Source organism: Gordonia humi, from assembly GCF_014197435.1.
Lineage (GTDB): Bacteria > Actinomycetota > Actinomycetes > Mycobacteriales > Mycobacteriaceae > Gordonia > Gordonia humi.
The window spans coordinates 2,628,214-2,652,786 of the sequence record NZ_JACIFP010000001.1; the positions used below are offsets into that span (position 1 = coordinate 2,628,214).

17 protein-coding genes and 1 tRNA gene are annotated in these 24,573 nt (G+C 68.8%); 8 read left to right on the forward strand and 10 right to left on the reverse strand.

The features are described from left to right. Positions 1-7: 7 nt before the first annotated feature. Positions 8-1,795, reverse strand: a complete 1,788-nt coding sequence (locus BKA16_RS11985) for an AMP-dependent synthetase/ligase (RefSeq protein ID WP_183370867.1) — start codon at positions 1,793-1,795, stop codon at positions 8-10. A 122-nt stretch (positions 1,796-1,917) separates the two neighbouring features. Here BKA16_RS11985 and BKA16_RS11990 point away from each other — a divergent pair, with 122 nt between their 5' ends. After that, a complete protein-coding gene (locus BKA16_RS11990) occupies positions 1,918-3,705 on the forward strand; it encodes a DEAD/DEAH box helicase (protein ID WP_183370868.1) in 1,788 nt (595 codons plus the stop codon). Positions 3,706-3,788: 83 nt separating this feature from the next. Here the strand turns inward: BKA16_RS11990 and BKA16_RS11995 are convergent, their stop codons facing one another. After that, a complete protein-coding gene (locus BKA16_RS11995) occupies positions 3,789-4,382 on the reverse strand; it encodes a TetR/AcrR family transcriptional regulator (protein ID WP_183370869.1) in 594 nt (197 codons plus the stop codon). Positions 4,383-4,480: 98 nt separating this feature from the next. On the opposite strand from BKA16_RS11995, the gene BKA16_RS12000 reads away from it, so the two are divergent. After that, entirely contained in the window at positions 4,481-5,464 is a 984-nt protein-coding gene (locus tag BKA16_RS12000) for an ABC transporter permease (RefSeq protein ID WP_183370870.1), read from the forward strand. A gap of 44 nt (positions 5,465-5,508) precedes the next feature. Here the strand turns inward: BKA16_RS12000 and BKA16_RS12005 are convergent, their stop codons facing one another. The 4 genes from BKA16_RS12005 to BKA16_RS12020 form a co-directional block, all read right to left on the reverse strand. After that, complete coding sequence (locus BKA16_RS12005) at positions 5,509-6,231, reverse strand: NAD-dependent deacylase (RefSeq protein ID WP_183370871.1); 723 nt, start codon at positions 6,229-6,231, stop codon at positions 5,509-5,511. Beyond that, a complete protein-coding gene (locus BKA16_RS12010; RefSeq protein ID WP_183373036.1) occupies positions 6,228-6,653 on the reverse strand; it encodes an HIT domain-containing protein in 426 nt (141 codons plus the stop codon). The genes BKA16_RS12005 and BKA16_RS12010 overlap by 4 nt, the downstream gene beginning before the upstream one ends. An 84-nt stretch (positions 6,654-6,737) precedes the next feature. Continuing rightward, positions 6,738-7,127, reverse strand: a complete 390-nt coding sequence (locus BKA16_RS12015) for a DUF4189 domain-containing protein (RefSeq protein WP_183370872.1) — start codon at positions 7,125-7,127, stop codon at positions 6,738-6,740. Between the two features lie 28 nt (positions 7,128-7,155). Next, on the reverse strand, positions 7,156-7,947 hold the full coding sequence (locus tag BKA16_RS12020) for an LppX_LprAFG lipoprotein (RefSeq protein WP_183370873.1): 792 nt from the start codon (positions 7,945-7,947) through the stop codon (positions 7,156-7,158). 306 nt (positions 7,948-8,253) lie between these two features. Here BKA16_RS12020 and BKA16_RS12025 point away from each other — a divergent pair, with 306 nt between their 5' ends. Both BKA16_RS12025 and acpS read left to right on the forward strand, forming a co-directional pair. Then, complete coding sequence (locus tag BKA16_RS12025) at positions 8,254-17,469, forward strand: fatty acid synthase subunit beta domain-containing protein (RefSeq protein ID WP_343067394.1); 9,216 nt, start codon at positions 8,254-8,256, stop codon at positions 17,467-17,469. Continuing rightward, complete coding sequence (gene acpS, locus BKA16_RS12030; protein WP_183370875.1) at positions 17,466-17,867, forward strand: holo-ACP synthase AcpS; 402 nt, start codon at positions 17,466-17,468, stop codon at positions 17,865-17,867. Before BKA16_RS12025 ends, acpS begins: the two co-directional genes overlap by 4 nt. A gap of 119 nt (positions 17,868-17,986) precedes the next feature. On the opposite strand, the gene BKA16_RS12035 is transcribed toward acpS, so the two are convergent. Both BKA16_RS12035 and bcp read right to left on the reverse strand, forming a co-directional pair. Then, a complete protein-coding gene (locus BKA16_RS12035; protein WP_183370876.1) occupies positions 17,987-18,619 on the reverse strand; it encodes a TetR/AcrR family transcriptional regulator in 633 nt (210 codons plus the stop codon). A gap of 16 nt (positions 18,620-18,635) precedes the next feature. Continuing rightward, positions 18,636-19,109, reverse strand: a complete 474-nt coding sequence (gene bcp, locus BKA16_RS12040; RefSeq protein WP_183370877.1) for a thioredoxin-dependent thiol peroxidase — start codon at positions 19,107-19,109, stop codon at positions 18,636-18,638. 90 nt (positions 19,110-19,199) lie between these two features. Between bcp and BKA16_RS12045 the strand changes: the two genes are divergently transcribed. Both BKA16_RS12045 and BKA16_RS12050 read left to right on the forward strand, forming a co-directional pair. Next, a complete protein-coding gene (locus BKA16_RS12045; RefSeq protein ID WP_183370878.1) occupies positions 19,200-19,421 on the forward strand; it encodes a DUF3618 domain-containing protein in 222 nt (73 codons plus the stop codon). A 201-nt stretch (positions 19,422-19,622) separates the two neighbouring features. After that, positions 19,623-19,695: transfer RNA gene (locus BKA16_RS12050), tRNA-Lys, on the forward strand. Between the two features lie 149 nt (positions 19,696-19,844). On the opposite strand, the gene BKA16_RS12055 is transcribed toward BKA16_RS12050, so the two are convergent. Next, positions 19,845-20,759, reverse strand: a complete 915-nt coding sequence (locus tag BKA16_RS12055) for an NAD(P)-dependent oxidoreductase (RefSeq protein ID WP_183370879.1) — start codon at positions 20,757-20,759, stop codon at positions 19,845-19,847. Beyond that, positions 20,756-21,469 (reverse strand): DUF3592 domain-containing protein, encoded by a 714-nt coding sequence (locus BKA16_RS23890; RefSeq protein WP_246371739.1) that lies wholly within the window; start codon positions 21,467-21,469, stop codon positions 20,756-20,758. Before BKA16_RS23890 ends, BKA16_RS12055 begins: the two co-directional genes overlap by 4 nt. Before the next feature lie 627 nt (positions 21,470-22,096). Between BKA16_RS23890 and BKA16_RS12065 the strand changes: the two genes are divergently transcribed. Together BKA16_RS12065 and BKA16_RS12070 are read left to right on the forward strand one after the other, a co-directional pair. Beyond that, on the forward strand, positions 22,097-23,308 hold the full coding sequence (locus BKA16_RS12065) for a L,D-transpeptidase (RefSeq protein WP_183370880.1): 1,212 nt from the start codon (positions 22,097-22,099) through the stop codon (positions 23,306-23,308). Positions 23,309-23,433: 125 nt separating this feature from the next. Further along, positions 23,434-24,573: an acyl-CoA dehydrogenase family protein gene (locus tag BKA16_RS12070; RefSeq protein WP_183370881.1), complete on the forward strand. Its 1,140-nt coding sequence runs from the start codon at positions 23,434-23,436 to the stop codon at positions 24,571-24,573.

Consider the following 24,573-nt stretch of genomic DNA (forward strand, 5'->3'; position numbering starts at 1 on the left):
AGATCGATCATGTGTACAGGTCCGCGATCGCCTGCTTGTACGAATCGTGGATGACGTTCCGCTTGAGCTTCAAAGTCGGTGTCAGCTCCCCGGTCTCGATGGTGAAGTCGGTGTCCAGGACAGAGTACTTCTTGATCGCCTCGGCGTTCGAGACGGTCGCATTGGCGTCGGCGACGGCCTTGTCGAGTTCGGCGCGCACGTCGGGGTTGGAGGTGAGCTCGGAGATCGGGGTGTCCGTCGGGAGTCCGTGGCGCTCCAGCCATCCGGGAACGGCTTCCGCATCGAGGGTGATCAGTGCCGCGATGAACGGCTTCTGATCTCCGACGACCAGACACTGGCTCACCAGCGGGTGGGCACGGATCGTGTCCTCGAGTTGAGCGGGTGAGACGTTCTTGCCGCCCGCGGTGACGATGAGTTCCTTCTTGCGGCCGGTGATGAACAGGTAGCCGTCCTCGAGGCGGCCGATGTCGCCGGTGTGGAACCAGCCGTCGCGGATCGCGTCGGCGGTGGCGTCCGGGTTCTGCCAGTAGCCGGAGAACACCATGCCGCCCCTGAGGAGGATCTCGCCGTCGTCGGCGATCTTGACGGTGACTCCCGGCACCGGTCGGCCGACCGAGCCGATCCGGCTGTGTTCCTCGTTGTTGGCGGTCACCGCGGCCGTCGTCTCGGACAGTCCGTAACCCTCGTACACGGGGACTCCCGCGCCGCGGAAGAAGTGGCCGAGGCGGTCGCCGAGCGGCGCGCCGCCGGAGATGGCGCCCTCGCAGTGACCGCCGAGCGCCTCGCGCAGCTTGCGATACACCAGCTTGTCGAAGATCGTGTGCTTGACCGTCAACACGAGTCCGGCGCCGCCGCTCTCGGTGGCGCGGCTGTAGGCGATCGCGGTGTCGACCGCCTTGGCGAAGATCGCGCCCTTGCCGCCGTCGATCGCCTTCTGCTCGGCGGTGTTGAACACCTTCTCGAACACGCGCGGCACCGACAGCACGTAGTTCGGCTTGAACACGGCGAGGTCGGCGACGAGGTTCGGGATGTCGTTGGTGTGGCCGAGCACCACACCGTTCTCGACGCAGGCGACGGCCACGACGCGCGCGAACACGTGCGCGAGCGGTAGGAACAGGAGAGTCGTCTTGCCCTCCGCCATACCGCTGCCGACGGCCTCGGCGGTCGCCGCGACCTCGTCGAGGAAGTTCTCGTGCGTCAGCACGACGCCCTTGGGGCGGCCGGTGGTGCCGGAGGTGTAGATCAGGGTGGCCGGGTCGGCGGCCTTCGCGGCGGCCTCGCGATCGTCGAGCGCGGAGTCGGGCACGTCGGCGCCGCGCTTGCGGAGCGCGTTGACGGCGCCGTCGTCGATGACCAGCGTCTCGCGCAGCGCCGAGGCGTTCGCGATGACCTGCTGGTGCTTGCTGCGGTGCGCTGCGCTCTCGATGATCAGCAGCGACGACGCCGAGTCGGTGAGGATCCAGTCGACCTGATCGGGCGACGACGTGTCGTAGATGGCGACGGTGGTGGCCCCGGCACGCCAGATCGCGTAGTCGAGGACGCTCCACTCGTAACGGGTCGAGGAGAGCAGGGAGACGCGGTCGCCGGCGTTCACACCTGCCGCGATCAGACCCTTGGCGACGGCGTCGACCTCGTCGGCGAACTGTGCGGCGGTGACGGTGATCCAGTTGCCCGCGTCGGTGCGCCGCTTGAACAACGGGAGGGTGGGTCGCTGCGACCGGTACTGCTGAAGTCTCGTGATCGTCGTCGTGCTCGGGTCGACGGTCGTGATGGAGGGAGTGGTGTACTCCTGCATCGTGGAAATCCCCTCAGACGTAAGCGGCGAGTCGGGTGACGGTGCCGGATATGTGAGTCGCACAGTACCAGTTGCCTGGTGAGGGGTGTCACAGGCCGTATTCGGGGTAGGATGTACAAGCGATGACTACCGAAAACTCTGATACGGCCGCCTCTGATTCTGCGGACGGTTCTGCTTCTGTCACCACGTTCGACGACTTCGACATCGACGACCGTGTCCGCGCGGCCCTCGACGAGGTCGGATACGAGACCCCGTCGCCGATCCAGGCGGCGACCATTCCTCCCCTCATGGACGGCCGCGACGTCGTCGGCCTGGCCCAGACCGGAACCGGCAAGACCGCGGCGTTCGCCATCCCGGTCCTGTCACGACTGAACACCGCTGCGCGCAAGCCGCAGGCGCTCGTGCTGGCCCCGACCCGCGAACTCGCCCTCCAGGTGTCCGAGGCGTTCGGCCGATACGCCAGCAAGATGCCCGAGGTCAAGGTGCTGCCGATCTACGGCGGTCAGAGCTACGGAGTCCAGCTGTCGGGCCTGCGACGCGGCGCCCAGGTGATCGTCGGCACGCCCGGTCGCATCATCGACCACCTCGACAAGGGCACCCTCGACTTGTCCGAGCTCGAGTTCCTGGTGCTCGACGAGGCCGACGAGATGCTCACGATGGGTTTCGCCGAGGACGTCGAGCGCATCCTGGCCGATACGCCCGACCGCAAGCAGGTCGCGCTGTTCTCGGCGACGATGCCCGCATCGATCGGCCGGCTGGCGCGCAAGTACCTGAACGACCCGAAGGAGGTGACGGTCAAGGCCAAGACCGCCACCGCGCAGAACATCACGCAGAAGTACCTGCAGGTGTCGCACCATCGGAAGCTCGACGCGCTGACCCGCGTGCTCGAGGTGGAGCAGTTCGACGGCATGATCATGTTCGTCCGCACCAAGTCGGCCACCGAGGAACTCGCGGAGAAGCTGCGCGCGCGCGGTCTGTCCGCCATGGCGATCAACGGCGACATGGTGCAGGCCCAGCGTGAGCGGACCATCAACCAGCTCAAAGACGGTTCGGTCGACGTCCTCGTCGCCACCGACGTCGCCGCCCGCGGTCTCGACGTGGACCGCATCTCGCACGTCGTGAACTACGACATCCCGCACGACGTCGAGTCGTATGTGCACCGCATCGGCCGCACCGGTCGCGCCGGTCGTTCGGGTACGGCACTGCTGTTCGTCTCGCCGCGCGAGCGTCACCTGCTTCGCTCCATCGAGCGGCACACGCGTCAGCAGCTCGAGGAGATCGACCTGCCGAGCGCCGACGACGTCAACGCCCAGCGCGTGCTCAAGTTCGCCGACTCGATCACCGCTAACCTCGGCTCGGACCACCTGGACATGTTCCGCGGTCTCGTGGAGAACTACGCCCGCGAGAACGATGTGACCATGGCCGACATCGCGGCTGCGCTCGCGTTGGAGACCCGCGACGGCGGATTCCTGATGGCGCCGGATCCGCCCGCCGGGCAGCGTCGCGAGCGCAACGACCGCGAGAACCGCGACCGGGACCGCCGTCCGCGCGGCGGAGGCGACTTCGCCACCTACCGCATCGCGGTGGGCCGCAAGCACAAGGTGTCTCCGGGTGCGATCGTCGGTGCGATCGCCAACGAGGGCGGCCTGACGCGCGGCGACTTCGGCAACATCAGCATCCGCGACGACTTCTCGCTCGTCGAACTGCCGAACGATCTCGACGCGGAGACCCTCAACCTGCTCAAGCACACGCGGATCGGTAAGAACCCGATCGACCTGCGCCCGGACCTGGGTGCGCCGCGCGGTCGCGGCGGCAACAAGTACAACAAGCGCGACGGCTACAACAAGCGCGGCGGCGACTCGTGGGGCGGCAAGCGCCCGCCTCGCGTCGCGGGCCGCGGTCGCGGCTAGGCCAGACCGCGAACAAGCGTGCAGATCGTGACCCGTCCGGGGTCACGATCCGCACGCTTCTTCGTTTCGTGGTGCGAGCGGAGCTAGTGGTCGCCGTCGACGATTCGCTGCAGCTGTGGCGCGTACAGTGCGATGATCTCGTCGCGTGTCATCTCGGTGAACAGAGGCACCGCGACGAGGTAGCGCAGCGTCGCCACGCCGAAGAGGACGGTGAGGAGACTGCGCGCCGAATCCAGTGACACGTCCGCCGTCTCGGCGATGAGCGGCACCATCTGCGACGATGCGAACTCGCCGTAGGCGTTCGACCTGCTCTCGTCGTTGACCACCGATCGCAGCATCCCCTGCATGGCGCTGCCGGTCTCCGGGCCCTCCCACGTCGCGGTGAACTCCGTGATCAGATTGCGCCCGAGTGCTTCCCGTGGCCCCGCCGTAGCGCGACGGACTTGATCGGCCGGGTCGACGGGGACCTCCATCGCGGCGACGAACAGCCCGTGCTTGCTGCCGAAGTAGTAGGGGACCAGGGCGACGTCGACACCAGCCTCGGTAGCCACCGCGCGCATCGACGTGTTCTTGAATCCGTTGCGGCCGAACAGCTTCTGTGAGGCACGCAGAATGTCGTCGCGGGTCGTCGAATCGCCCGAGCGGCGTCCGGCCCTGCGGGGTGCTGTCTGCGGCATGCGACCAGTCTAGCGTTAATTCAACGAATGTTGACTAATGGGTCCGGCCGTCCGTACCGTGTGTATCAACAAACGTTGAATTATCTCGGAGGTCCTCCATGTCGGCGACGACGCGCAAGCTCGCGGGGGTGATCGTCGGTCTGGCGATCGTCATCCCGCTGATCCTGCTCCTGTTCATCTCACCCGCGTCCAAGGGGACTCCGCACGATCTGCCGATCGGAGTGGTCGGTCCGCAGACCGTCGCCGACCAGGTGGCACGGACTCTGGACCAGCGCGAGCCCGGCGCCTTCGACGTCTGGGCCTTCGACTCGGTCGACGCGCTGACCGATGCGGCGTCGAACCGCGACGTCTACGGCGGTTTCGTCGTCGGACCCGAACCGCAGACGGTGATCGCGACGGGCGCCAGTCCCGCGGTGGCCACGACGCTCACCCAGATCGGTGCGGGGATGTCCGCGCAGGCGGGGGCGAACGCCGCCGTCGTCGACGTCGCGCCGCCGACCGACGGCGACCCCCGGGGCGCCGGATTCGGCTCGATGGTCATGCCGGTGTTCATGGCTGGTGCGGCCCTCGGTGCGGCTTCGGCGCTCGTCGGCCGTCGTCGCCGGGTGATCGCCGCCGTGCTCCCGATCGGCGCGCTCGCCGTGGCGGCCACCGCCATCGGCGTCGCGACCGCCGTCGGAGTGGTCGCCGGCTCCTTCGTACTCGAATGGATCGCGCTGGCGGCGGGCATCCTGGCCATCGCAGCACCCGTCGCGGGGGTCGTCGCGCTCGTCGGAACACCGGGCATCGGCATCGCGGCCCTGCTGTTCATGCTCGTCGGCATGCCGCTCGCCGGCATCTCCGCACCGCCCGAGTTCCTCCCGTGGATCTGGGGCGACCTCGGACAGCTTCTGCCGCTCGGGGCCACCGGCACCGCGATCCGCGGCGCGGCGTTCTTCGACGGCGCGGGTTCCCTCGCCGCGTACCTCGTGCTCGCCGTATGGGTCGCGATCGGCTATCTGCTGCTGCTTCCGAAACGAGCAACGGCCCCCGAAACCGACGTCGACCTCGACGAGCACGCCGAGGTCCTCGCACCGGTATAGGCCGTCGGTGGTTCAGGCGATCAGCGGCTCAAGCGATCAGCGACTCAGGCGATCAGCGCGGGGAGCATCTGCGCCGCACCGCCGTCGAGGCGGACCGTCGCGAATCGTGTGACGGCCGATTCGGCGGGATTCACCTCGATCACCGGAGCGCCGCGCGCCGCGACGCGTTCGGGCAGTTCGGCTGCCGGGTACACCACGCCCGTCGTCCCGACGACGATCATCAGATCGGCGTCGGCCACGGCGGTCTCGGCGCGGCTCCAGGCGTCGGCGGGCAGCATCTCGCCGAACCACACCACTCCCGGCCGGATCGATCCGCCGCACAGCTCGCAGCGCGGGCGGGGTGCGGCGAGTGCCACATCGGGGGACTCGCGGCGCCCGCAGTCGGCGCAGCGCGGAGCGAACAGGCTGCCGTGCAGATGGCTCGTGACGTCGCTGCCCGCGCGTTCGTGGAGGTCGTCGACATTCTGGGTGACCACCTGGACCTCGATGCGCTCGGCGAGTGCGGCGACGGCCCGATGGCCGGCGTTCGGCGTCACCTCGCGGACGTTCGCCGCGCGGTCGGCGTACCACGCCCACACCAGATCGGGGTCGGCCGCCCAACCATCCGGGGAGGCGAGCGTCGCCGGATCGTGCGTCGACCACATCCCGGTCAACGCGTCGCGGAACGTCGGCACGCCGCTCTCGGCCGACATCCCGGCACCGGTGAAGACGACGGCTCGCGTCGCCTCGGCGAGGAGTGAACGAGCCTGTGCGAGTTCGGTGCTCATCGCTGAACTCCGATCAACTCGCGCAACTGCGCCGCGGTCTCGGCGAGGTCTCCGGGGCGTCGGGTCAGGAATCCTTTCGCGAAGCTCAGCTTGTCCCCGGACCGGCGGGGCACCACGTGCACGTGCGTGTGGAACACGGTCTGCATCGCGGCGCGGCCGTCGTTCAACGCGAGATTGATCCCGTGGGCGCCGAACTCCGTCCCCTTCATGGCGTCGGCGACGCGCTGGGCGACCGACAGCAGGGGAGTGCCCAGGGCGGGATCCAGGTCGGACAGGCCGGCGGAATGTCGGCGAGGCACGACGAGAGTGTGCCCGCGTGCGATCGGCGCCCGATCGAGGAAGGCGACCACGTCGTCGTCGGAGTACACGAGGTGCGCCGGACCCGACCCGTTCACGATGTCGCAGAAGACGCATGCGTCGATGCTCATGGCTCGAGCGTATCGCCGACGGACGAGCGCGGCCCGGGGCCCTGTCGCGGGGTCCCGGGCCGGCGGGGAGCAGGTGGATCAGCTGTGACCGCTGGTGCACACCCAGTCGTAGATGTAGCCGCCGCCCGCGTTGTACCGTGCCTGCGCCTCGGCGTCGTACAGGTTCGACGCGCTGCCGAAGCCCCAGTAGCTCGGAGAACTGGCGATGGCGCCGCAACCGTCGGCGAACCAGCTGACGACCTTGCAGTCGCTCTGGTAGCAGACGTTCATCGCGGCGCTCTGCGCCTGAGACGAGTTCGGGTAGTCCCAGGCGCGTCCGGTGGCGCCGGTGCTCGGCGAGAACGCGATGGCTCCGAAATAGGTGGCGGCGTGGGCCGGAGCGGGTGCGACGGCGGCCGGAACGACGACGGCCGACCCGACCCCGAGGGCGATCAGACCCGCAGTGACGATGCGTGCGCGAATACTCATGATGTTTCTCCTGGTCGGAACGGCCGGCTCAATTGGCCTTCTCGCGGGTGGGCTGTCCGGACGTCGGCGCGTCCGGCTTCTCGGTCGGCGCCTCGATGGTCTTCGGTTTGACGACGTCGACCTTCTCGTTCCACTTGTCGAGGTCGATTGTGACGGTGACGTCGTCGGCGGGGCTCACGAGGACGCGTGCCACCTCGTCGCCGTCCTTGGCGATCCAGACGGTCGCGTCGTACGAGGCCTCGGCGGCCTTGCCGCCGGGCGCGGTCGAAGTGATCGCCGCCAGCGTCTCTCCGGTCACCGTGCCGGTGATCTTGGTGGCCTCCACGCCGTTGACGGTCTCGTCGCCGTCGGCGGTGGCGCCCTCGACGTTGCGGAGGATGTTCGGCACGCCCTTCTCTGGGTCGAGGATCTTCGACACGTCGTAGATCGAGCGACCGTCGCCGTAGTCCTGGAATCCCTGGTCGTCGATGTTCGCGTACAGCCTGCCGTCGATGTACACGAAAGGCGCCTGGACCGTGGTCCCGCCCATGTTGAGGGTGGTGGTGCCCTTGCCCTCGAGTTGCGGCTCGGTCTCGATGTCGGCGTCGACCTTCGTCGCGTTGAGGCTCTGGATGGCGCCGTCGACAGTCATCACCACGTGCGCGCCGGTCAGCTCCTCGGTGGCCGTCGCGGCCGCGTCGAGGGCCGACTTCGCGGTCGAGTCCGACGTCGTCGGCGCGTTCTCGCCCCCGTCGTCGTTGTCGGAGCATCCGGTCAAGACCATCGCGGCCGCGATCGCGGCGGCGGCGCCGCTCACGACCAGTCGGTGGGAACGGTTCATGGACAATTCTCCTTCGATCTCCCCGTGAGACACGGGCGGGCCGCCCGTCTCGTCTCGCAATAACAGCCATGACGCTATTACGTGGAACGTCGATTCTGGAGCGGTCTGTCGTCTCCACGGATGACGCCTCATCCGGACACGCGGCTTGTGATCACAATCACCGACATTTCTCCCGACGCAGGTCCGTTCGGTTACCCCCGGGTCTACCCGCGGGTATACCTAGCGGTCACCCCAAAACGTGAGGGTTTCCTCATGTTCGTGTGCCACGATGGTCCCGTTCACGCACGCAGGCCGACAGGAGTATCCGTGACCCTCGACCAGTTCCGCTCAAGCAATGCCGCAGACTCGACGACCAGCCTCATCGACCGCTTCAGCGCGGGGGAGAGCTACGCGATCAGCTTCGGCGGGCAGGGCGGTCCGTGGCTGTCGAGCCTGGCCGAACTCGTCGCCGACGCCGACCTCGGACGGCACATCGAGTCGGTCATGGACGCCGCCGCGGGCATCCTCGCGCCGGTGTCCGACGAGCTCGCCGCCGTCGGCAGCGACCGGTTCGCGCCGTCGACCTGGCTGGAGGCTCTCGACAGCGAGGCGTCGGTCCCGAGCGACGACGAGCTCGCCGCCGCGCACCTGTCGTTGCCGGGCATCCTGTTGACCCAGCTCGCGGCTGTGGAGAACCTCGCGAAGCAGGGTCTGATCACCACCGAACTGCCGCCGAGCGCCGTCATCGGCCACTCGCAGGGCCTGATCGCGATCGACGCCGTCGCCACCGCCGAACAGCCCCGCGCGCACAGCGACGCCGAACTCCTCGCCGTGGCGACCCTCATGGGCGCCGCGGCCACCGTCGTCGCGCGCCGTACCGGCCTGCAGGGGGTCGCCGACTCCCACCACGCGGGCACCTCGCCGATGGTCGCCGTGACCGGTGTGGCCCCGCGCGAGGTCGACGCGATGCTCGCCGAGTACGCGGCCACCCTGCCTGCGGGCACCGCCGGACTGCCCACGGTCGCGATCATCAACAACCGTCGCTCGGTGGTGCTGGCGGGCGCGCCCCGCCATCTGACCGGCTTCGCCGCCCTCTGCGACGCGCGCGCCGAGCGTGAGGCGGCCGACCGCAAGGCCAAGCGCACCGGCGGCAAGCCGTTCGCACCGGTCTTCGAGGAACTACCCGTCACGGTCCCGTTCCATCACCCCGATCTGGCCCCGGCCGTGGACCTCGTGCAGGAGTGGGCGAGCCGCTGCGGTCTCGACACCGACTTCGCACGCGGTCACGCCACCCGGGTCCTCGTGGACCACGTCGACTGGGTCGACCAGGTCGGCGACGTCGTCGCGTCCGGCGCCTCCTGGATCCTCGACTTCGGACCGTCGGACATCGGCGCCCGACTGGCCGCACCGCTGGTCCGCGGGCAGGGCGTCGGCGTGATCGCCGCGGCGACCCGCCGCGGTCAGCGCAGCCTGTTCGTTCCCGGCGGAGTGCCTGCGGTGGCCCGTCGCTGGTCCGACTTCGCGCCGCGCCTGGTCTCGCTGCCCACCGGGCGCGTGGGCGTCGACACCGCGTTCACCCGACTCACCGGCCGCTCGCCGATGCTGCTGGCGGGTATGACCCCGACCACCGTCGATCCGGCCATCGTCGCGGCTGCGGCCAACGCGGGGCACTGGGCCGAACTCGCGGGCGGCGGCCAGGTGACCGAGGAGATCTTCGCCGACAACGTCGCCAAGCTCGAAACCCTTCTGGACGAGAACCGCCAGGTCCAGTTCAACTCCCTGTTCCTCGACCCCTACCTGTGGAAGCTGCAGCTCGGCGGTAAGCGCCTGGTGCAGAAGGCGCGCGCACAGGGCGCCCCGATCGACGGCGTCATCATCACCGCGGGCATTCCGGAGCTGGAGGAGGCCGTCGCACTCGTCGAGGAGTTCACCGAGGTCGGACTGCACTACGTCGCGTTCAAACCCGGCACCGTCGACCAGATCCGCGCGGTGCTTCGCATCGCGGCACAGGTCCCCCAGTTCCCGATCATCGTCCAGATCGAGGGCGGCCGCGCGGGCGGGCACCACTCGTGGGAGGACCTCGACGATCTGCTCCTGGCCACGTACGGCGAGCTCCGTGACCGCCCCAACATCGTCGTCGCCGTCGGCGGCGGCATCGGCACCCCCGAGCGGGCGTCGGAGTACCTCACCGGTGCGTGGTCACAGGCCTACGACTATCCGGCGATGCCGCTCGACGGCATCCTGATCGGCACCGCCGCGATGGCGACCCTCGAGGCCACCACCGCCCCGGAGGTCAAGCAGCTGCTGGTCGAGACCCAGGGCTGCCCCGAATGGGTCGGCGCCGGCCACGCGGTCGGCGGCATGGCCTCGGGCCGCAGTCAGCTCGGTGCGGACATCCACGAGATCGACAACTCGGCCTCCCAGTGCGGCCGCCTGCTCGACGAGGTCGCCGGTGACGCCGACGCCGTCGCCGAGCGTCGCGACGAGATCATCGCCGCGATGGCCCGCACCGCCAAGCCGTACTTCGGCGACGTCGCCGAGATGACCTACCTGGAGTGGCTCACGCGTTACGCGGAGCTGGCAGTGGGCGTCGCCGAGGAGGCCTACCCGTGGGCCGACATCACCTGGGAGCAGCGCTTCGCCGACATGCTGCGTCGCACCGAGGCCCGTATGCACGAGAAGGACTCGGGCGAGTTCGAGTCGCTGTTCGGCGAGCGCATCACCGACGCACACGCCGCGCTCGCGCAGATCGCCGAGGCCTTCCCGGCGGTCGACGCCGATATCCTGCACCCGGCCGACGTCGCGTTCTTCCTCGGCCTGTGCCGCACCGCGGGCAAGCCGGTGAACTTCGTGCCCGTGATCGACAAGGACGTGCGCCGCTGGTGGCGCAGCGACTCCCTGTGGCAGGCGCACGATGCGCGCTACAGCGCCGACGAGGTCTGCATCATCCCGGGCACCGTCGCCGTCGCGGGCATCACGACCGCCGACGAGCCCGTCGGTGATCTGCTGAACCGTTTCGAGAGCCGGGTGATCGCCGATCTGCGCGCGATCGGCGCCGAGCCCGAGGTGGTCGCCGCGCGCCGTCGCCGCGGCATCGTCGACTCGTCAAGCCCGCTGAGCATCCTCATCGAGGCCGAGGACGTCCTCTGGGCGGGCCGTCAGGTCCGCAACCCGATCGCCCTGCTCGGCGACCGCGAGGAATGGGCCGTCGAGGGCGAGCGCGCCGAGCATCCGAGCGGTGCGGTGCTCGAACTCGTCCCCGACGCCGAGGCCGCCGACGACGAGATCCGTCTGGACCTGACCGTCCCGATCTCGGGGTCGACGCTGCGCATCCCGTTCATCGGCGACCTGCGGGTGGTCGACGGCGGCAGCCCTCGCGTGGCCACCGCCGGCGCGGCGAGCGCCATGCGCGAACTGCTCACCGTCGCCGCCGGCGGCGCCCTGGAGACCGTCGTCGACGGCGCTGTGAGCGGCACCGTCGCCTGGCGCGCCGACTCGGTCGCCGACCACAGCGGGGCCACCGGAGGCGCGCTCCCCGCGGCGCTGAGCCCAGTGACCCCGATCTCGCCGAACGGTTTCGCCGTCCCCGACGCGCTCGTCGTCGCGTGCTGGCCGACCGTCTTCAGCGTCATCGGCGCCGTCACCACCGACACCGGTCTGCCGGTCGTCGAAGGCCTGCTCGACCTGGTCCACCTCGACCACGCGATCACCGTCGAGAACGCTCTGCCGACCGTCGACACCGAGCTGACCGTGGCCGCTCGCTGCACCGGTGTCTCCGACGCCGACGTGGGCCGCGTCGTCGAGATCGAGGTGGAGGTGACCGACGGCGAGAAGCCGGTCGCGCACCTGACCGAGCGCTTCGCCATCCGCAACCGCACCGGCGAGGCCACCCTGACCGATCCCGTCCGCGCCGGCGGCGCCGTCGCCGACGAACGCACCGGCACTCGTAAGCATCTGCGCTCGGCGACGGTCACCGCACCGACCCGGATGAACGGCTTCGCGGTCGTCTCCGGCGACCGCAACCCCATCCACGTCGACGCGCTCGCCGCGCGCCTGGCCGGGCTGGGAGACCCGATCGTGCACGGCATGTGGCTCTCGGCGATGGCGCAGCAGGTCGTCACCGCCGCCTCGATCGCCGACCCCGTCCCGGCACCGCGCGCACTGCGCGGGTGGACGGCGCGCTTCCTCGGCATGGTCCGGCTCGGCGACGTCGTCGACGTCCGCGTCGACCGGGTCGGCATCGACGCGGGGCGCGAGGTGATCGAGGTGACGGCCAAGGTCGACGGCGAACTCGTCATGGCAGCCACCGGGCTGCTCGACGCCCCCCGCACCGTGTACGCGTTCCCCGGCCAAGGCATTCAGAGCAAGGGCATGGGCCTGGACGCCCGGTCGCGCAGCGCTGCGGCCCGCGAGATCTGGGACCGCGCCGACAAGCACACCCGCAAGGCCCTCGGCTTCTCCATCCTGGCCGTGGTCCGCGACAACCCGACGACTCTCGTCGCAGGCGGCGTCACCTATCACCACCCCGACGGCGTGCTGTTCCTGACGCAGTTCACCCAGGTCGCCATGGCCGTGCTGGGCGTGGCGCAGATCGCCGAACTCCGTGAGGCCGGGGCCTTCGTCGAAGGCTCGATCACCTGCGGTCACTCGGTCGGCGAGTACAACGCGCTCGCCGCATGCGCGGGGGTCCTCCCGCTCGAAGCCGTCCTCGAGGTCGTCTTCCAGCGCGGCAGCGCGATGCACCACCTGGTGCCGCGCGATGAGAAGGGTCGCAGCGACTACCGCATGGCCGCCATCCGTCCGAGCCAGTTCGGCCTGGCCGACGACGAGGTCGAGGCCTTCGTCGCCGACCTCGGCGAGGCGAACGACGAGTTCCTGCAGGTCGTGAACCTCAACCTGCTCGGATCGCAGTACGCGATCGCGGGCACCGTCCGCGGCCTCGAACTCCTGGAGACCGAGATCGACCGTCGTCGCGCCGAGTTCGGCGGCAAACGCGCCTTCATCCTGGTGCCGGGCATCGATGTGCCGTTCCACTCGACGGTGCTGCGCGCCGGGGTGCCGGAGTTCCGCGGCAAGCTCGACGAACTGCTGCCCGAGGTGATCGACCCGGACATCCTCGTCGGCAACTACATCCCGAACCTGGTGCCGCGCCTGTTCAACCTGGGCCGCGACTTCGTCCAGGAGATCGCCGACCTCGTCCCCTCCGACCCGCTCGACACGGTGCTCGCCGACTGGGACAGGTGGGCGGCGCAGCCGGCCGCATTGGCCCGCGTCATGCTCATCGAGCTCCTGGCCTGGCAGTTCGCCAGCCCGGTCCGCTGGATCGAGACGCAGGACCTGTTGTTCTCGACCGTCGAACAGGGTGGTCTGGGAATCGAGCGTTTCGTCGAGGTGGGCGTCAAGTCCGCACCGACGCTGACCGGTCTGGCCCGCAACACCCTCAAGCTCGCCCCGTACGGCGCCTCGGCCACCGAGGTCCTCAACGTCGAGAGCGACGAGCAACTGCTCCGCGGCGAGGACAGCGCCCCCGAGCCGGTCGATGAGGACGTCGCCGACGACGCCCCGGCGCCCGAGGCACCCGTGGCCGACGCCGCTCCGGTCGCCGCCGCTCCGGTGCCGACCGCGGCCGCCGCCGGCCCCCGTCCGGCCGACATCGCCTTCGGTCCGGCCGATGCGGTCCGCGCCGTCATCGCCCTGTGGACCAAGATGACCCCGGCACAGATCGGTGCTGCCGACACCATCGAGTCGCTGTGCGACGGCGTCTCCTCGCGCCGCAACCAGCTGCTCCTCGATATCGGCGGTGAGCTCGGTCTCGGTGCCATCGACGGAGCCGCCGAAGCCGACATGACCGCGTTGGCGGCCACCGTCGAGACCCTCGCCCGCGGCTACAAGCCGCTCGGCGACGTGTTGACCGACGCCGTCGGCGACCAGATCCGCAAGGTGGCGGGCCCGACCGGCAAGCGTCAGGCCTACATCACCGACCGCGTCACCGACACCTGGCAGCTCGGCTCGGGCTGGGCGCAGCACACACTGGTCGCGGTGGCCCTCGGCTCGCGTGAGGGCGTCAGCGTCCGCGGCGGCGACCTCGGCGATCTGCTCGACGGCGGCGTCGCCACTGCGACGGATCTCGACGGACTCATCGACCGCGCGGTCCGCTCGGTCGGCGCCGCACGCGGTGTGGCCGTCGAACTGCCCGCGGCGGCCTCGGCGGGCGGTGGCGCCGTCGACTCGGCGGCACTGGACGCCTTCGCCGACCAGGTGACCGGCCCGGACGGCGTCCTCGCCGCGACGGCCACCACCATCCTGACCAAGCTCGGCCTGGTCGACCTCGAATCCGCGGGCGAGGTCCTCGACGATCCGAATGCGATCGCCGCGCAGCGGATCAGTGACGAACTGGGCGCCGACTGGGTCCGCACCGTCACGCCGTCGTTCGACGAGCGTCGCGCCGTGCTGCTCGACGATCGCTGGGCCAGCGCACGCGAAGACCTCGCCCGCCTCTGGCTCGAAGACGAGGCGGTCGTGGACGCCGACCACGACGCGATCGTCGGCCGCCTGCGCGGGACCGGCGCGACCGTCGCCGAGCACGCCACCTGGTGGCAGGGCAAGGCGCTGCACCGTGGCTTCCGTGTCCACGCTCGCCTGTTCGCGGCGATCGCCGAGGCCGCTGAGTCGGCCGAGCGCGGCGAGTTCGCCGACGACGTCGCCGTCGTCACCGGGGGATCACCCGATTCGATCGCGGCGTCGGTCATCGGCAAGTTGCTCGGAGGGGGAGCGACGGTCGTCGCCACCACCTCGCGTCTGAACAGCAGCCGCCTCGCGTACTATAAGAAGCTCTACCGCGACCACGCGGCACACGGCGCCGCCCTCTGGGTGGTCCCGGCGAACCTCGCGTCGTACGTCGACGTCGACGCGGTGGTCGAGTGGATCGGCAGCGAGCAGACGGAGAATCTGGGTGCCATGACCGGCGTCATCAAGGAGGCCCTCGCCCCGACACTGCTGTTCCCGTTCGCCGCACCTCGGGTCGCGGGCGATCTCACCGACGCGGGCGGTCGCGCCGAGCTGGAGATGAAGGTCCTGCTCTGGTCGGTCGAGCGGATGATCGCCGGACTCGGCGCCATCGGCGCCGACCACGACCTCGACTCGCGACTGCACGTCGTGCTGCCGGGCTCGCCGAACCGCGGCATGTTCGGCGGCGACGGCGCGTACGGCGAGTCGAAGGCCGCACTCGACGCCCTCGTCACCCGCTGGGGCGCCGAGGAGTCCTGGGGCTCGCGCACCACGCTCGCGCACGCCCTCATCGGCTGGGTGCGCGGCACCGGACTGATGGGCGCCAACGACGGGATGGTCGCCGCGGTCGAGGCCGCGGGCGTCCGCACCTGGAGCACCGACGAGATGGCCGCCGAGCTGGTGGCCCTCTGCAGCGACGGCATCCGGGAGAACGCCCGCCGCGAGCCGGTCATCGCCGACCTGACCGCGGGCCTGGACCCGAACATCGACCTGAAGGCTCTCGCCGCACAGGCGCAGGCCGCCGCCCCGGCCGTCGACGAGACCGATGTCGACGCCCCGGTCAACCCGCTGGTGGCAGCGCTGTCCGCACCGGCCCGCGCCGACCTGCCGACCGCGCACGCGTGGCCCGAGGTCACCGCGCGCCCCGAGGACATGGTGGTCATCGTCGGAGCGGGTGAGGTGGGACCGTACGGTTCGGCGCGTACGCGCTTCGAGATGGAGGTCGACGAGAAGCTCTCGGCCGCGGGAGTGCTCGAACTGGCCTGGAACACCGGACTGGTGACTTGGGAGGAGACCCCCAAGCCCGGCTGGTACGACGTCGAATCGGGTGACCCGGTCGCCGAGGCCGACATCGCCGACCGTTACCACGACGCCGTCGTCGAGCGGTGCGGCATCCGCCGGTACGCCGACGAGGGCGCGATGGTCGACGGCACGTCGCCGCTGTTGGAGTCGGTGTTCCTCGACGACGATCTGACGTTCACCGTCCCGAACGAGGCGGCGGCCCGCGCCTTCGCCTCGGCCGACCCGGAACGCACCCGGATCGTCGCCCTCGAATCGGGCGACTGGTCGGTGACCCGCCTGGCCGGCACCGAGATCCGGGTCCCGCGTCGTTTCGAGTTGACGCGGACCGTCGGCGGTCAGATCCCGACCGGCTTCGACCCGGTCCGCTGGGGCGTCTCGCCCGACATGGCCGAGTCCGTCGACCGCGTCGCCCTGTGGAACCTCGTCGCCACCGTCGACGCGTTCCTCACCGCGGGTCTGACGCCGTCCGAACTGATGCGCTGGGTCCACCCGGGTCTGGTCGCCAACACGCAGGGCACCGGCATGGGCGGTATGACGTCGATGCGCTCGCTCTACGTCGACACGCTGCTCGGCGAGTCGAAGGCGAACGACATCCTGCAGGAGGCGCTGCCGAACGTCGTCGCCGCGCACGTCGTCCAGTCGTACATCGGTTCGTACGGTGCGATGATCCACCCGGTCGCCGCGTGTGCGACGGCCGCGGTCTCGGTCGAAGAGGGCGCCGACAAGATCCGCCTGGGCAAGGCGCTGTTCGCCGTCGCCGGCGGCTTCGACGACCTCGGCATCGAGGGAATCGTCGGATTCGGCGACATGTCGGCCACCGCCGACTCGGCGACCATGACGGCCAAGGGCATCGACGAGCGTCGCTACTCGCGCGCCAACGACCGTCGACGCGGCGGCTTCGTCGAGTCGGCCGGCGGCGGCACCGTCCTGCTGGCCCGCGGCGACGTGGCCGCGCAACTGGGCCTGCCGGTCCTCGGCGTTGTGGCGTGGGCGCAGAGCTTCGGCGACGGTGTGCACACCTCGATCCCGGCTCCCGGCCTGGGTGCGCTGGGCGCCGCTCGGGGACAGGGTTCGTCGCCGCTGGCGACGTCGCTGGCCTCGCTCGGGGTGAGCCCCGACGATGTGGCGGTCGTGTCCAAGCACGACACGTCGACTCGCGCCAACGACCCGAACGAGTCGGAACTGCACGAGCGTCTGGCCGGGGCCATCGGCCGCGGCGACGGCGCCCCGCTGTTCGTCGTCTCGCAGAAGTCGCTGACCGGTCACGCCAAGGGCGGCGCCGCCGCCTTCCAGCTGATCGGCCTGTGCCAGGTGCTCCGCGACGGCATCGTTCCGCCGAATCGCAGCCTCGACTGCGTCGACGAGAAGATGGCCGAGTACCCGCACCTCGTGTGGCCGCGCGAGACGTTGCGGATGGGGGAGCGGTTCCCGCTCAAGGCGGGTCTGCTGACCAGCCTCGGCTTCGGCCACGTGTCCGGTCTCATCGCCGTCGTGCACCCGGAGGCGTTCGTCTCCTCGCTCGACGGCGCGGTGCGCGAGGACTACCGCCGTGCGGCGGCGGCCCGTCTGCGTGACGGCAGGCAGCGTCTGCTGTCGTCGATGTGCGGTGGAGCCCCGGCGTACGAGCGCCCGGAGGGGCGCCGGTTCGGTGACGCCGACGAGCACACCGCGGAGTCCGCTGTGCTCCTGGATCCGGCCGCTCGTCTCGACGCGGAAGGCACGTACACCGCATGAGTGTCGTCGGAGTGGGCATCGACATGGTGTCGGTGCCCGAGTTCAGCGAGCAGTTGTCCACGCCCGGATCGACGTTCATCGGCCACTTCTCGGTCGGGGAGCGGCGGGACGTCGCCGATCGGACCGGTGACGGCGCACGCAACCTCGCGGCCCGCTGGGCGGCTCGCGAGGCCGTGATCAAAGCGTGGTCGTCGAGCCGGTTCGGTCTGCCCCCGTTGCTCCCGGAGACGGCGGTCAACGAGGTCGAGATCCAGACCGACGCGCACGGACGCCCCCGCGTCCGCCTGCACGGCGACCTGGCCAACGCGATCGGGCACCTGCAGATCCACGTGTCGCTGACCCATGACGGCGACATGGCGGCCGCCGTGGCGGTTCTGGAGGAGCGACCCGCCGACTGAGCACGAACGGACACAGGACGGCGCCCGTCCCGCGGCATGCGGGACGGGCGCCGTTCATATCGTCTGGGGCCGCCAGTCGTCGTAGCCGCTCTCGCACCCGTGATCGGTCGACGATCTCGCTAGGCGACGGACTCCTCGAGGAGCAGGTAACCGGCCAACATGCGTTTGAGCTCGCCGACGACCTTCTCGTGATCGTGCGGAGGCTGCACCGAGAAGCTCAACAGCGAGTACGCCGCGTGCACCAGCACTTCGGCCATCATCTGCCGACGTTCACGCTGCGAACTGGGGGTGAGCGGCGCCAGGATGTGCGCCACCTGTTCGGCGAGGATCTTCTCGGTGATCGACGCCGTCGCACGAGTCGCGGGCGTCGACTGCACGGCCAGCCATACCGCCCGCCGCGACGGATCGGTGCGCCACAGCTCCGCGAGGTGGTCCATGAACTTCTCGAGGAGCTGCGGCCACTTGAGCGAGGGGATCTCCGACGCGAACTCCGACAGCTCGGCGCTGACCGCCGTGGTGTCCTGCCGGTCGAGCTCGCAGACCACGACGTACTTGTTCGCGAAGTACTGATAGATGGTGCCGATCGGCAGATCTGCGCGCTGGGCGATCTGTTCGCACGTGAGCGAGTCGAATCCGACGTCGATGAGCACCTCGCGCGCGGACGACAGGATGGCGTCGAACGTGCGCCTGCTGCGCTCCTGGGTCGGCCGCTTGCGCGGTACCAGGGGCTCGATTGCGTCCAGGTCGGTCATGCTCGCAGTCGCGCTGTCAGATCGACAGGTCGCGGCGCAGCTTCGCCACATGCCCGGTGGCGCGCACGTTGTACTGCGCGGCCTGGATGACGCCGCTCTCGTCGACGAGGAAGGTGGAACGGATCACGCCCTGCACCACCTTGCCGTACATCTTCTTCTCACCGAACGCACCCCACGCGGTGAGGACCTCCTTGTCGGGGTCGCTCAGGAGCGGGAAGGTCAGCTCGTCGCGTTCGACGAACTTGGCCAGCTTCGCGGGCTTGTCGGGGGAGACGCCGATCACGTCGATGCCCTGACCGTTCAACTCCGCGAGGCTGTCGCGGAAGTCGCACGCCTGCTTGGTGCACCCCGGCGTCATCGCGGCGGGGTAGAAGTACACGATCACCTTGCGTCCCGCGTAGTCCGAGAGGGAGACGGGCTTCTCCGTGGAGTCCAGAAGAGTGAAATCAGGGGCTTTGTCGCCTACGGCGAGACGTGCGTTCTCCGACATACGGCCAGGCTATCCGATGGGTGAGACGATCGAGCCTTGTAGGCTCGACCCGAAGAGAACTCATACGTCGACGAACAGTGGAGGACGACCGTGGCCGGTGACACCGAACGGATCGAGAAGGAGATCGCCCAGGCGCGCGAGGATCTCGCGAAGACGCTCGATCAATTGGCGGTGAAGGCGAACCCGCAGCGGCTCGCCGACGACGCCAAGAACAAGGCGATCGCGATCGTGAACACACCCGCGGTCAAGTACGGCCTGGCCGGTGTCGGCGCGGTCGTCGTCGTTCTGGTGATCCGCAAGATCGTGCGCTGACGGACCGGCGAGCGCGTCTCGCCAGTGGTGCGCGTCTCGCTGGTCGAGCGAAGTCGAGACCTCTCGGTCCGTCGATCCGTTCCAGGTCCTGGTGCGGATCGACGGACTGAGTCGTTTATCCCGTCCACCAGGCGATTTGGGTTCTCCACGAACCTCCTGTTAATGTTTTCCTCGCAACGCCGACAGGCCGAGCAAAGCCAAGCGCCATTAGCTCAATTGGCAGAGCAGCTGACTCTTAATCAGCGGGTTCGGGGTTCGAGTCCCTGATGGCGCACAGGCAAGCCCCTCACCAGCGGAAACGTCGGTGAGGGGCTTTCTCGCGTCTAGCCTCCGTCTCCGACACAGATTCGGTGCGACGCGCTCGGGGCCGTCATTCATAGGACCTGTCTGGCGTCGCGGGCGTCGACCGGATCAGGACTGTGATCAACCGGTCGTCGCCCCGGCGGACTCGAGGTCGTCGAGCGTCGCGATGTCCGCCATGGTCGTCGGTCCGGTCAATCCGGGCTGGACTACACGGGTCGCGGCGAGTGCCGTCAGACGCCCGGTGGTCACCGACTGGGCGTGTCCGCGTGCGTACAGCTGTTGTCCGGTGCGTCGATTCCTGGCCACGATGTGCCACGCGTCCGAGCCGAGGTGCGGACTGGCGCCCAGGGTTCGTCGCAGTGCGGGCACTCGCCCGAGGACCTGCAGCGCTGTCGTCATAGGAGCAGAGCTCAGGGTGAGGTACGAGCGGATCTTCGTCCCGTCTCGATCGCCGAGCAGGATGTGGTCGGGGAAGTCTGCGCGAAGATAGCGCCGCGTCTTCCCGTCCGGACCTGATGATCGGACGCTTGTGACGAGGTTTCTGATCCTCTCGCTCTCGGGTGGGCGGTAGACGTCATTCCCGACGAGGTCGGCCGTCCACTCCACCGCGGCCGGGCCGTGCTGTTCCCCGGAGCCGAGCATGATGAGGACGTCGATGTCGTCGCCGGGGCGGCTGTGCAGAGATGCGACGAGGACGGTGCTCGCGCCGGGCGCCAGACCGGCGCCCAGCAGCACCGGGTTGTCGCCGCCGACGCCGCGCAGTTCTTCGAGATAGCTGCCGGTCGCCGAGATCTCCACCAGTGGGGTCGATCCCGTCGCGTGTACCAGGTCCGCTCGTTCGACACCCGATGCGTTGACGACCACATCGTGGTTCTGCGCCTGCGCAGCCAATGGTGCGAGATCGGCGTGCACGTCGATGACCGCATCGCTGTCGTGGGTGCGGCCGGCGGTCGTCACATGATGTCCGGCTCGGATGAGTTCCTGGCGCACCACCGCGCCGACCGCGCCGCGGGCGCCGAGTAGCAGAGTCTTCATACCCGATTCTCCCATTCGACGAACAGGGTCGATCTGCGCCCCGGCTTATCTGGGTCGTAACGGATCCAGCGTCTGCTCCCGACGGGGAGCGCCCGGTGGTGGACGGCACGGTGCCAGCGGTCGGTGCCGTGAGAGTCGGTGAATCGCAGGGTGATGTTCCAGAGTCTGACGGTGTCGTCGCCGCGGTGACGGCCCACCTCGGTCACGACCGCCGGCACGCGGGGACCGGTCAGCTCGACGCTCCGAGCACGTCGGGCGCGTCGGCCTCGCCTCTCGCGCAACACGATCGCGGCGGCCGACAGAGCGATCCCGGCGAGCAGGAACACCACTCCGAGCACGATGAGCGTCCCACCGGACACCTCGGACTCCGCGTCTGAAACCGGCATGGCCGACCATGCGCGGCCGAGGAGTAGCCCGACGCCTGTGCTGGTCGCCCACAGCCCGAGCATCCACAATAGGAACGGCCATGGATAGCGGGCCTTCCGCGCGGGTGCCTCGGTGTTCGCATCCGTGATCCCGACCGCGACGACGAGAAGTATCGGAATCGCGACCAGTCCCAGTGCCCATGCGTTGTCCTCGAACGGGTACGCGGCCAGCACGAACGCGATGACGAAGACGACCACTCCCGACAGCGTCCACATCGTGCCACGCAAGGCGGGCAGGAACCATGGGCGCCGACGCAGTCGATCCCGCGGGTCGATCGTGCTCATCTCGACGACTCCGTCCGCTCCCACGGCCGAACGTGCGCGCTCAGGGAACGGGGGACGCGCTTGTGCCGGTGACTCATGGTCGGCTCCCATGGTGTCGTCGTACGTCGTCGTCGAAGTCGAGACGGAATGTCGTCGAGATCGTCGGGATCGAGGCGTTGCATCGGATCGGACCTTCTCAGCTTCTCATCTCCGCCGCGTGGCGAGCGCGCCGCAGTCATCCATCTCTCCACGTCGCCGTTCACGGGGCGGGCCCGGTTCCGGAACGGCGTTCGAACAAGGCGGCCGTCGGTTCAGTGACTCTCAACCACGGGTCCATGCACGGTTCGTCCGACCGAATGAGTCACACCGCTGTGATCTGGCGTGGTTCGCTGGTCGTTGTCGGAGGTCACCGGTATCCTGATTGTCGATTCGTCATGATAGTGAAACCACTGTTCACCGGTAACGTCGGCGTCAACGCCCGCGACACAGTGAGCAGCGGTTCTCGGCGTCTGAGGAATCGCTTCGACCGTCTCGTCAGCGAGCATCACGGTCGACATCTCGTACAATCGACGAGAACCGGATCACGGTCCGTTTTGGATATCGACCGCGGTCACCGACCGGGGACAGTAAGAAGAGGTTTGGAGCAAGATGGGCATCACTCTGAGTGGCCGTCGCCGGGGCGTCAAGGCGTCCGCGATCACGCTGCTCGTCGGGGCGACGGTACTCGTGTCGGCGTGCGGTGGCACCAGCTACGGCAGCGACGTTCACGCGGACGGTGAGTTCTCCGACATGATCAAGCCGGCGATCTCGGTGACGGACGAGGGCGGTGAGACGCTGACGAAGAACGAGGTTGGCGTCCAGCCGGGCGAACCCATCGTCGTCAAGGCCACCGAGGGCGCGATCACCGACGTCAAGATCAAGAAGGCGGGCGGTGGCTTCATCTCGGGCGAGGTCAGCGACGGCGGGGCCACGTGGACGAGCACCGAGCCGTTCGGTTACGGCCGCAGCTACACGGTGGACGCGACGGCGTCCGGCGTCGGCGGCACCACCACGAGCACGACCAAGTTCCGCACCCGTTCCCCGGAGAATCAGACGGCGGCGTACATCAGCCCGGGTAAGAACGAGACCGTGGGCATCGCACAGACCGTCGGCGTCCGCTTCGACGAGGCGATCAGCGACCGCAAGGCCGCGCAGAACGCGATCAAGATCACCACGAACCCTCAGGTCGACGGTGCGTTCTACTGGATCAGCGATCAGGAGGTGCGCTGGCGTCCCAAGGAGTTCTGGAAGCCCGGCACGAAGGTCGATGTGAAGGTGAACATCTTCGGCATCGACCTGGGCAACGGCATGTTCGGTCAGCAGAACGAGTCGTCGTCGTTCAAGGTCGGTCGCGATCTGGAGATGTTCGTCGACGACAAGAACAAGATCGTCGTCGTCAAGCGCGACGGCAAGGTGATCCGCCGGATGCCGACGTCGATGGGCGAGCCGGGCAATGCGACGAACAACGGCATCTACATCATCGGCGACCGCGTGGAGCACATCATCATGGACTCGTCCACGTACGGTGTGCCGACCGACTCGCCGAGCGGCTATCGCACGCCGGTCGACTACGCGACCCAGATGTCGTACAGCGGCATCTACCTGCACTCGGCACCGTGGTCGGTGTGGGCGCAGGGCAACACCAACACGTCGCACGGCTGCCTGAACCTCAGTCCGGACGACGCCCTCTGGGTCATGCAGAACACCCTGCGCGGTGATCCCGTGACCGTCAAGAACACCGTCGGCGACGTCCTTCCGGTCAACGACGGACTCGGCGACTGGAACCTCTCGTGGGCCGAGTGGTCGAAGGGCAACGCCTGACCGACCCGTCGCATAAGTAGATATATGTAACAGAATCCGACCGGGTGTATCCCGGCCGGATTCTGTCATTGAGTGGTGTTAGTATCGCCAGCGAAGAAAAAATCACTGACGATTGGTATGCACTCATGGCTCGTCCCACCTGGGAAACTGACGATCTGTCCGCGCTGCGGGAGATGGCTCGAGGCTTCATCGAGAAGGAGGTCGCACCGAACACCGAGCGCTACATCGAACAGCACCACGTCGACCGCGACCTCTGGAACAAGGCCGGCGAGCTCGGTCTGCTCTGCATGTCGATTCCGGAGGAGTACGGCGGTGGCGGCGGTACGTTCGCACACGAGGCAGTCCTGATCGAGGAGCAGGCGCGCGCCGTCGACGCCTCGTGGGGACAGAGCCTGCACAACGGCATCATCGCGCACTACATCTACGCGTACGGCTCCGAGGAGCAGAAGCGTCAGTGGCTGCCGAAGATGGCCTCCGGCGAGGTCGTCGGAGCCATCGCGATGACCGAGCCCGGCACGGGCTCGGATCTGCAGAACGTCAAGACCAAGGCCATCAAGGACGGCGACGACTACGTCATCGACGGCAACAAGACCTTCATCACCAACGGCGGCCAGGCCGACCTGGTGATCGTCGTCGCCAAGACCGACCCGTCGGCCGGAGGCAAGGGCATCTCGCTGATCCTCGTCGAGACCGACCGCGAGGGCTTCAGCCGCGGCCGCATCCTCGACAAGGTCGGCATGAAGGGGCAGGACACCGCCGAGCTCAACTTCTCGGGCGTGCGCGTCCCGCAGTCGAATCTGCTGGGCGATCAGGAAGGCCTCGGCTTCATCCAGCTGATGACCCAGCTCCCGCAGGAGCGGCTGATCATCGCGGTGTCGGCCGTCGCGGGCATGGAGATCGCCCTGGAGAAGACGCTGGCCTACACCAAGGATCGCGAGGCCTTCGGCAAGCCGATCTTCAACTTCCAGAACACCAAGTTCAAGCTCGCCGAGGTCGCGACCGAGGCGCACGTGGCCCGCGTCTTCCTCGACGACTGCATCGAGAAGCACCTGCGCGGCGAACTCGACATCCCGACGGTCGCCATGGCCAAGTGGTGGACCACCGATCGCGCCCAGCAGGTCGCCGACACCTGCCTGCAGCTGTTCGGCGGCTACGGCTACATGAACGAGTACCCGATCGCACGCCTGTGGGCGGACAACCGCGTGCAGCTGATCTTCGGTGGCACCAACGAGATCATGAAGGAAGTCATCTCGCGGTCGCTGTGA

Coding starts and splice junctions, on each gene's coding strand:
- BKA16_RS12070 (WP_183370881.1), top strand. CDS start 23,434: ATGGCTCGTCCCACCTGGGAAACTGACGATCTGTCCGCGCTGCGGGAG.
- acpS (WP_183370875.1), top strand. CDS start 17,466: ATGAGTGTCGTCGGAGTGGGCATCGACATGGTGTCGGTGCCCGAGTTC.
- BKA16_RS11995 (WP_183370869.1), bottom strand. CDS start 4,382: ATGCCGCAGACAGCACCCCGCAGGGCCGGACGCCGCTCGGGCGATTCG.
- BKA16_RS12000 (WP_183370870.1), top strand. CDS start 4,481: ATGTCGGCGACGACGCGCAAGCTCGCGGGGGTGATCGTCGGTCTGGCG.
- BKA16_RS12015 (WP_183370872.1), bottom strand. CDS start 7,127: ATGAGTATTCGCGCACGCATCGTCACTGCGGGTCTGATCGCCCTCGGG.
- BKA16_RS11990 (WP_183370868.1), top strand. CDS start 1,918: ATGACTACCGAAAACTCTGATACGGCCGCCTCTGATTCTGCGGACGGT.
- BKA16_RS23890 (WP_246371739.1), bottom strand. CDS start 21,469: ATGAGCACGATCGACCCGCGGGATCGACTGCGTCGGCGCCCATGGTTC.
- BKA16_RS12035 (WP_183370876.1), bottom strand. CDS start 18,619: ATGACCGACCTGGACGCAATCGAGCCCCTGGTACCGCGCAAGCGGCCG.
- BKA16_RS12005 (WP_183370871.1), bottom strand. CDS start 6,231: ATGAGCACCGAACTCGCACAGGCTCGTTCACTCCTCGCCGAGGCGACG.
- bcp (WP_183370877.1), bottom strand. CDS start 19,109: ATGTCGGAGAACGCACGTCTCGCCGTAGGCGACAAAGCCCCTGATTTC.
- BKA16_RS12055 (WP_183370879.1), bottom strand. CDS start 20,759: ATGAAGACTCTGCTACTCGGCGCCCGCGGCGCGGTCGGCGCGGTGGTG.
- BKA16_RS12020 (WP_183370873.1), bottom strand. CDS start 7,947: ATGAACCGTTCCCACCGACTGGTCGTGAGCGGCGCCGCCGCCGCGATC.
- BKA16_RS12065 (WP_183370880.1), top strand. CDS start 22,097: ATGGGCATCACTCTGAGTGGCCGTCGCCGGGGCGTCAAGGCGTCCGCG.
- BKA16_RS11985 (WP_183370867.1), bottom strand. CDS start 1,795: ATGCAGGAGTACACCACTCCCTCCATCACGACCGTCGACCCGAGCACG.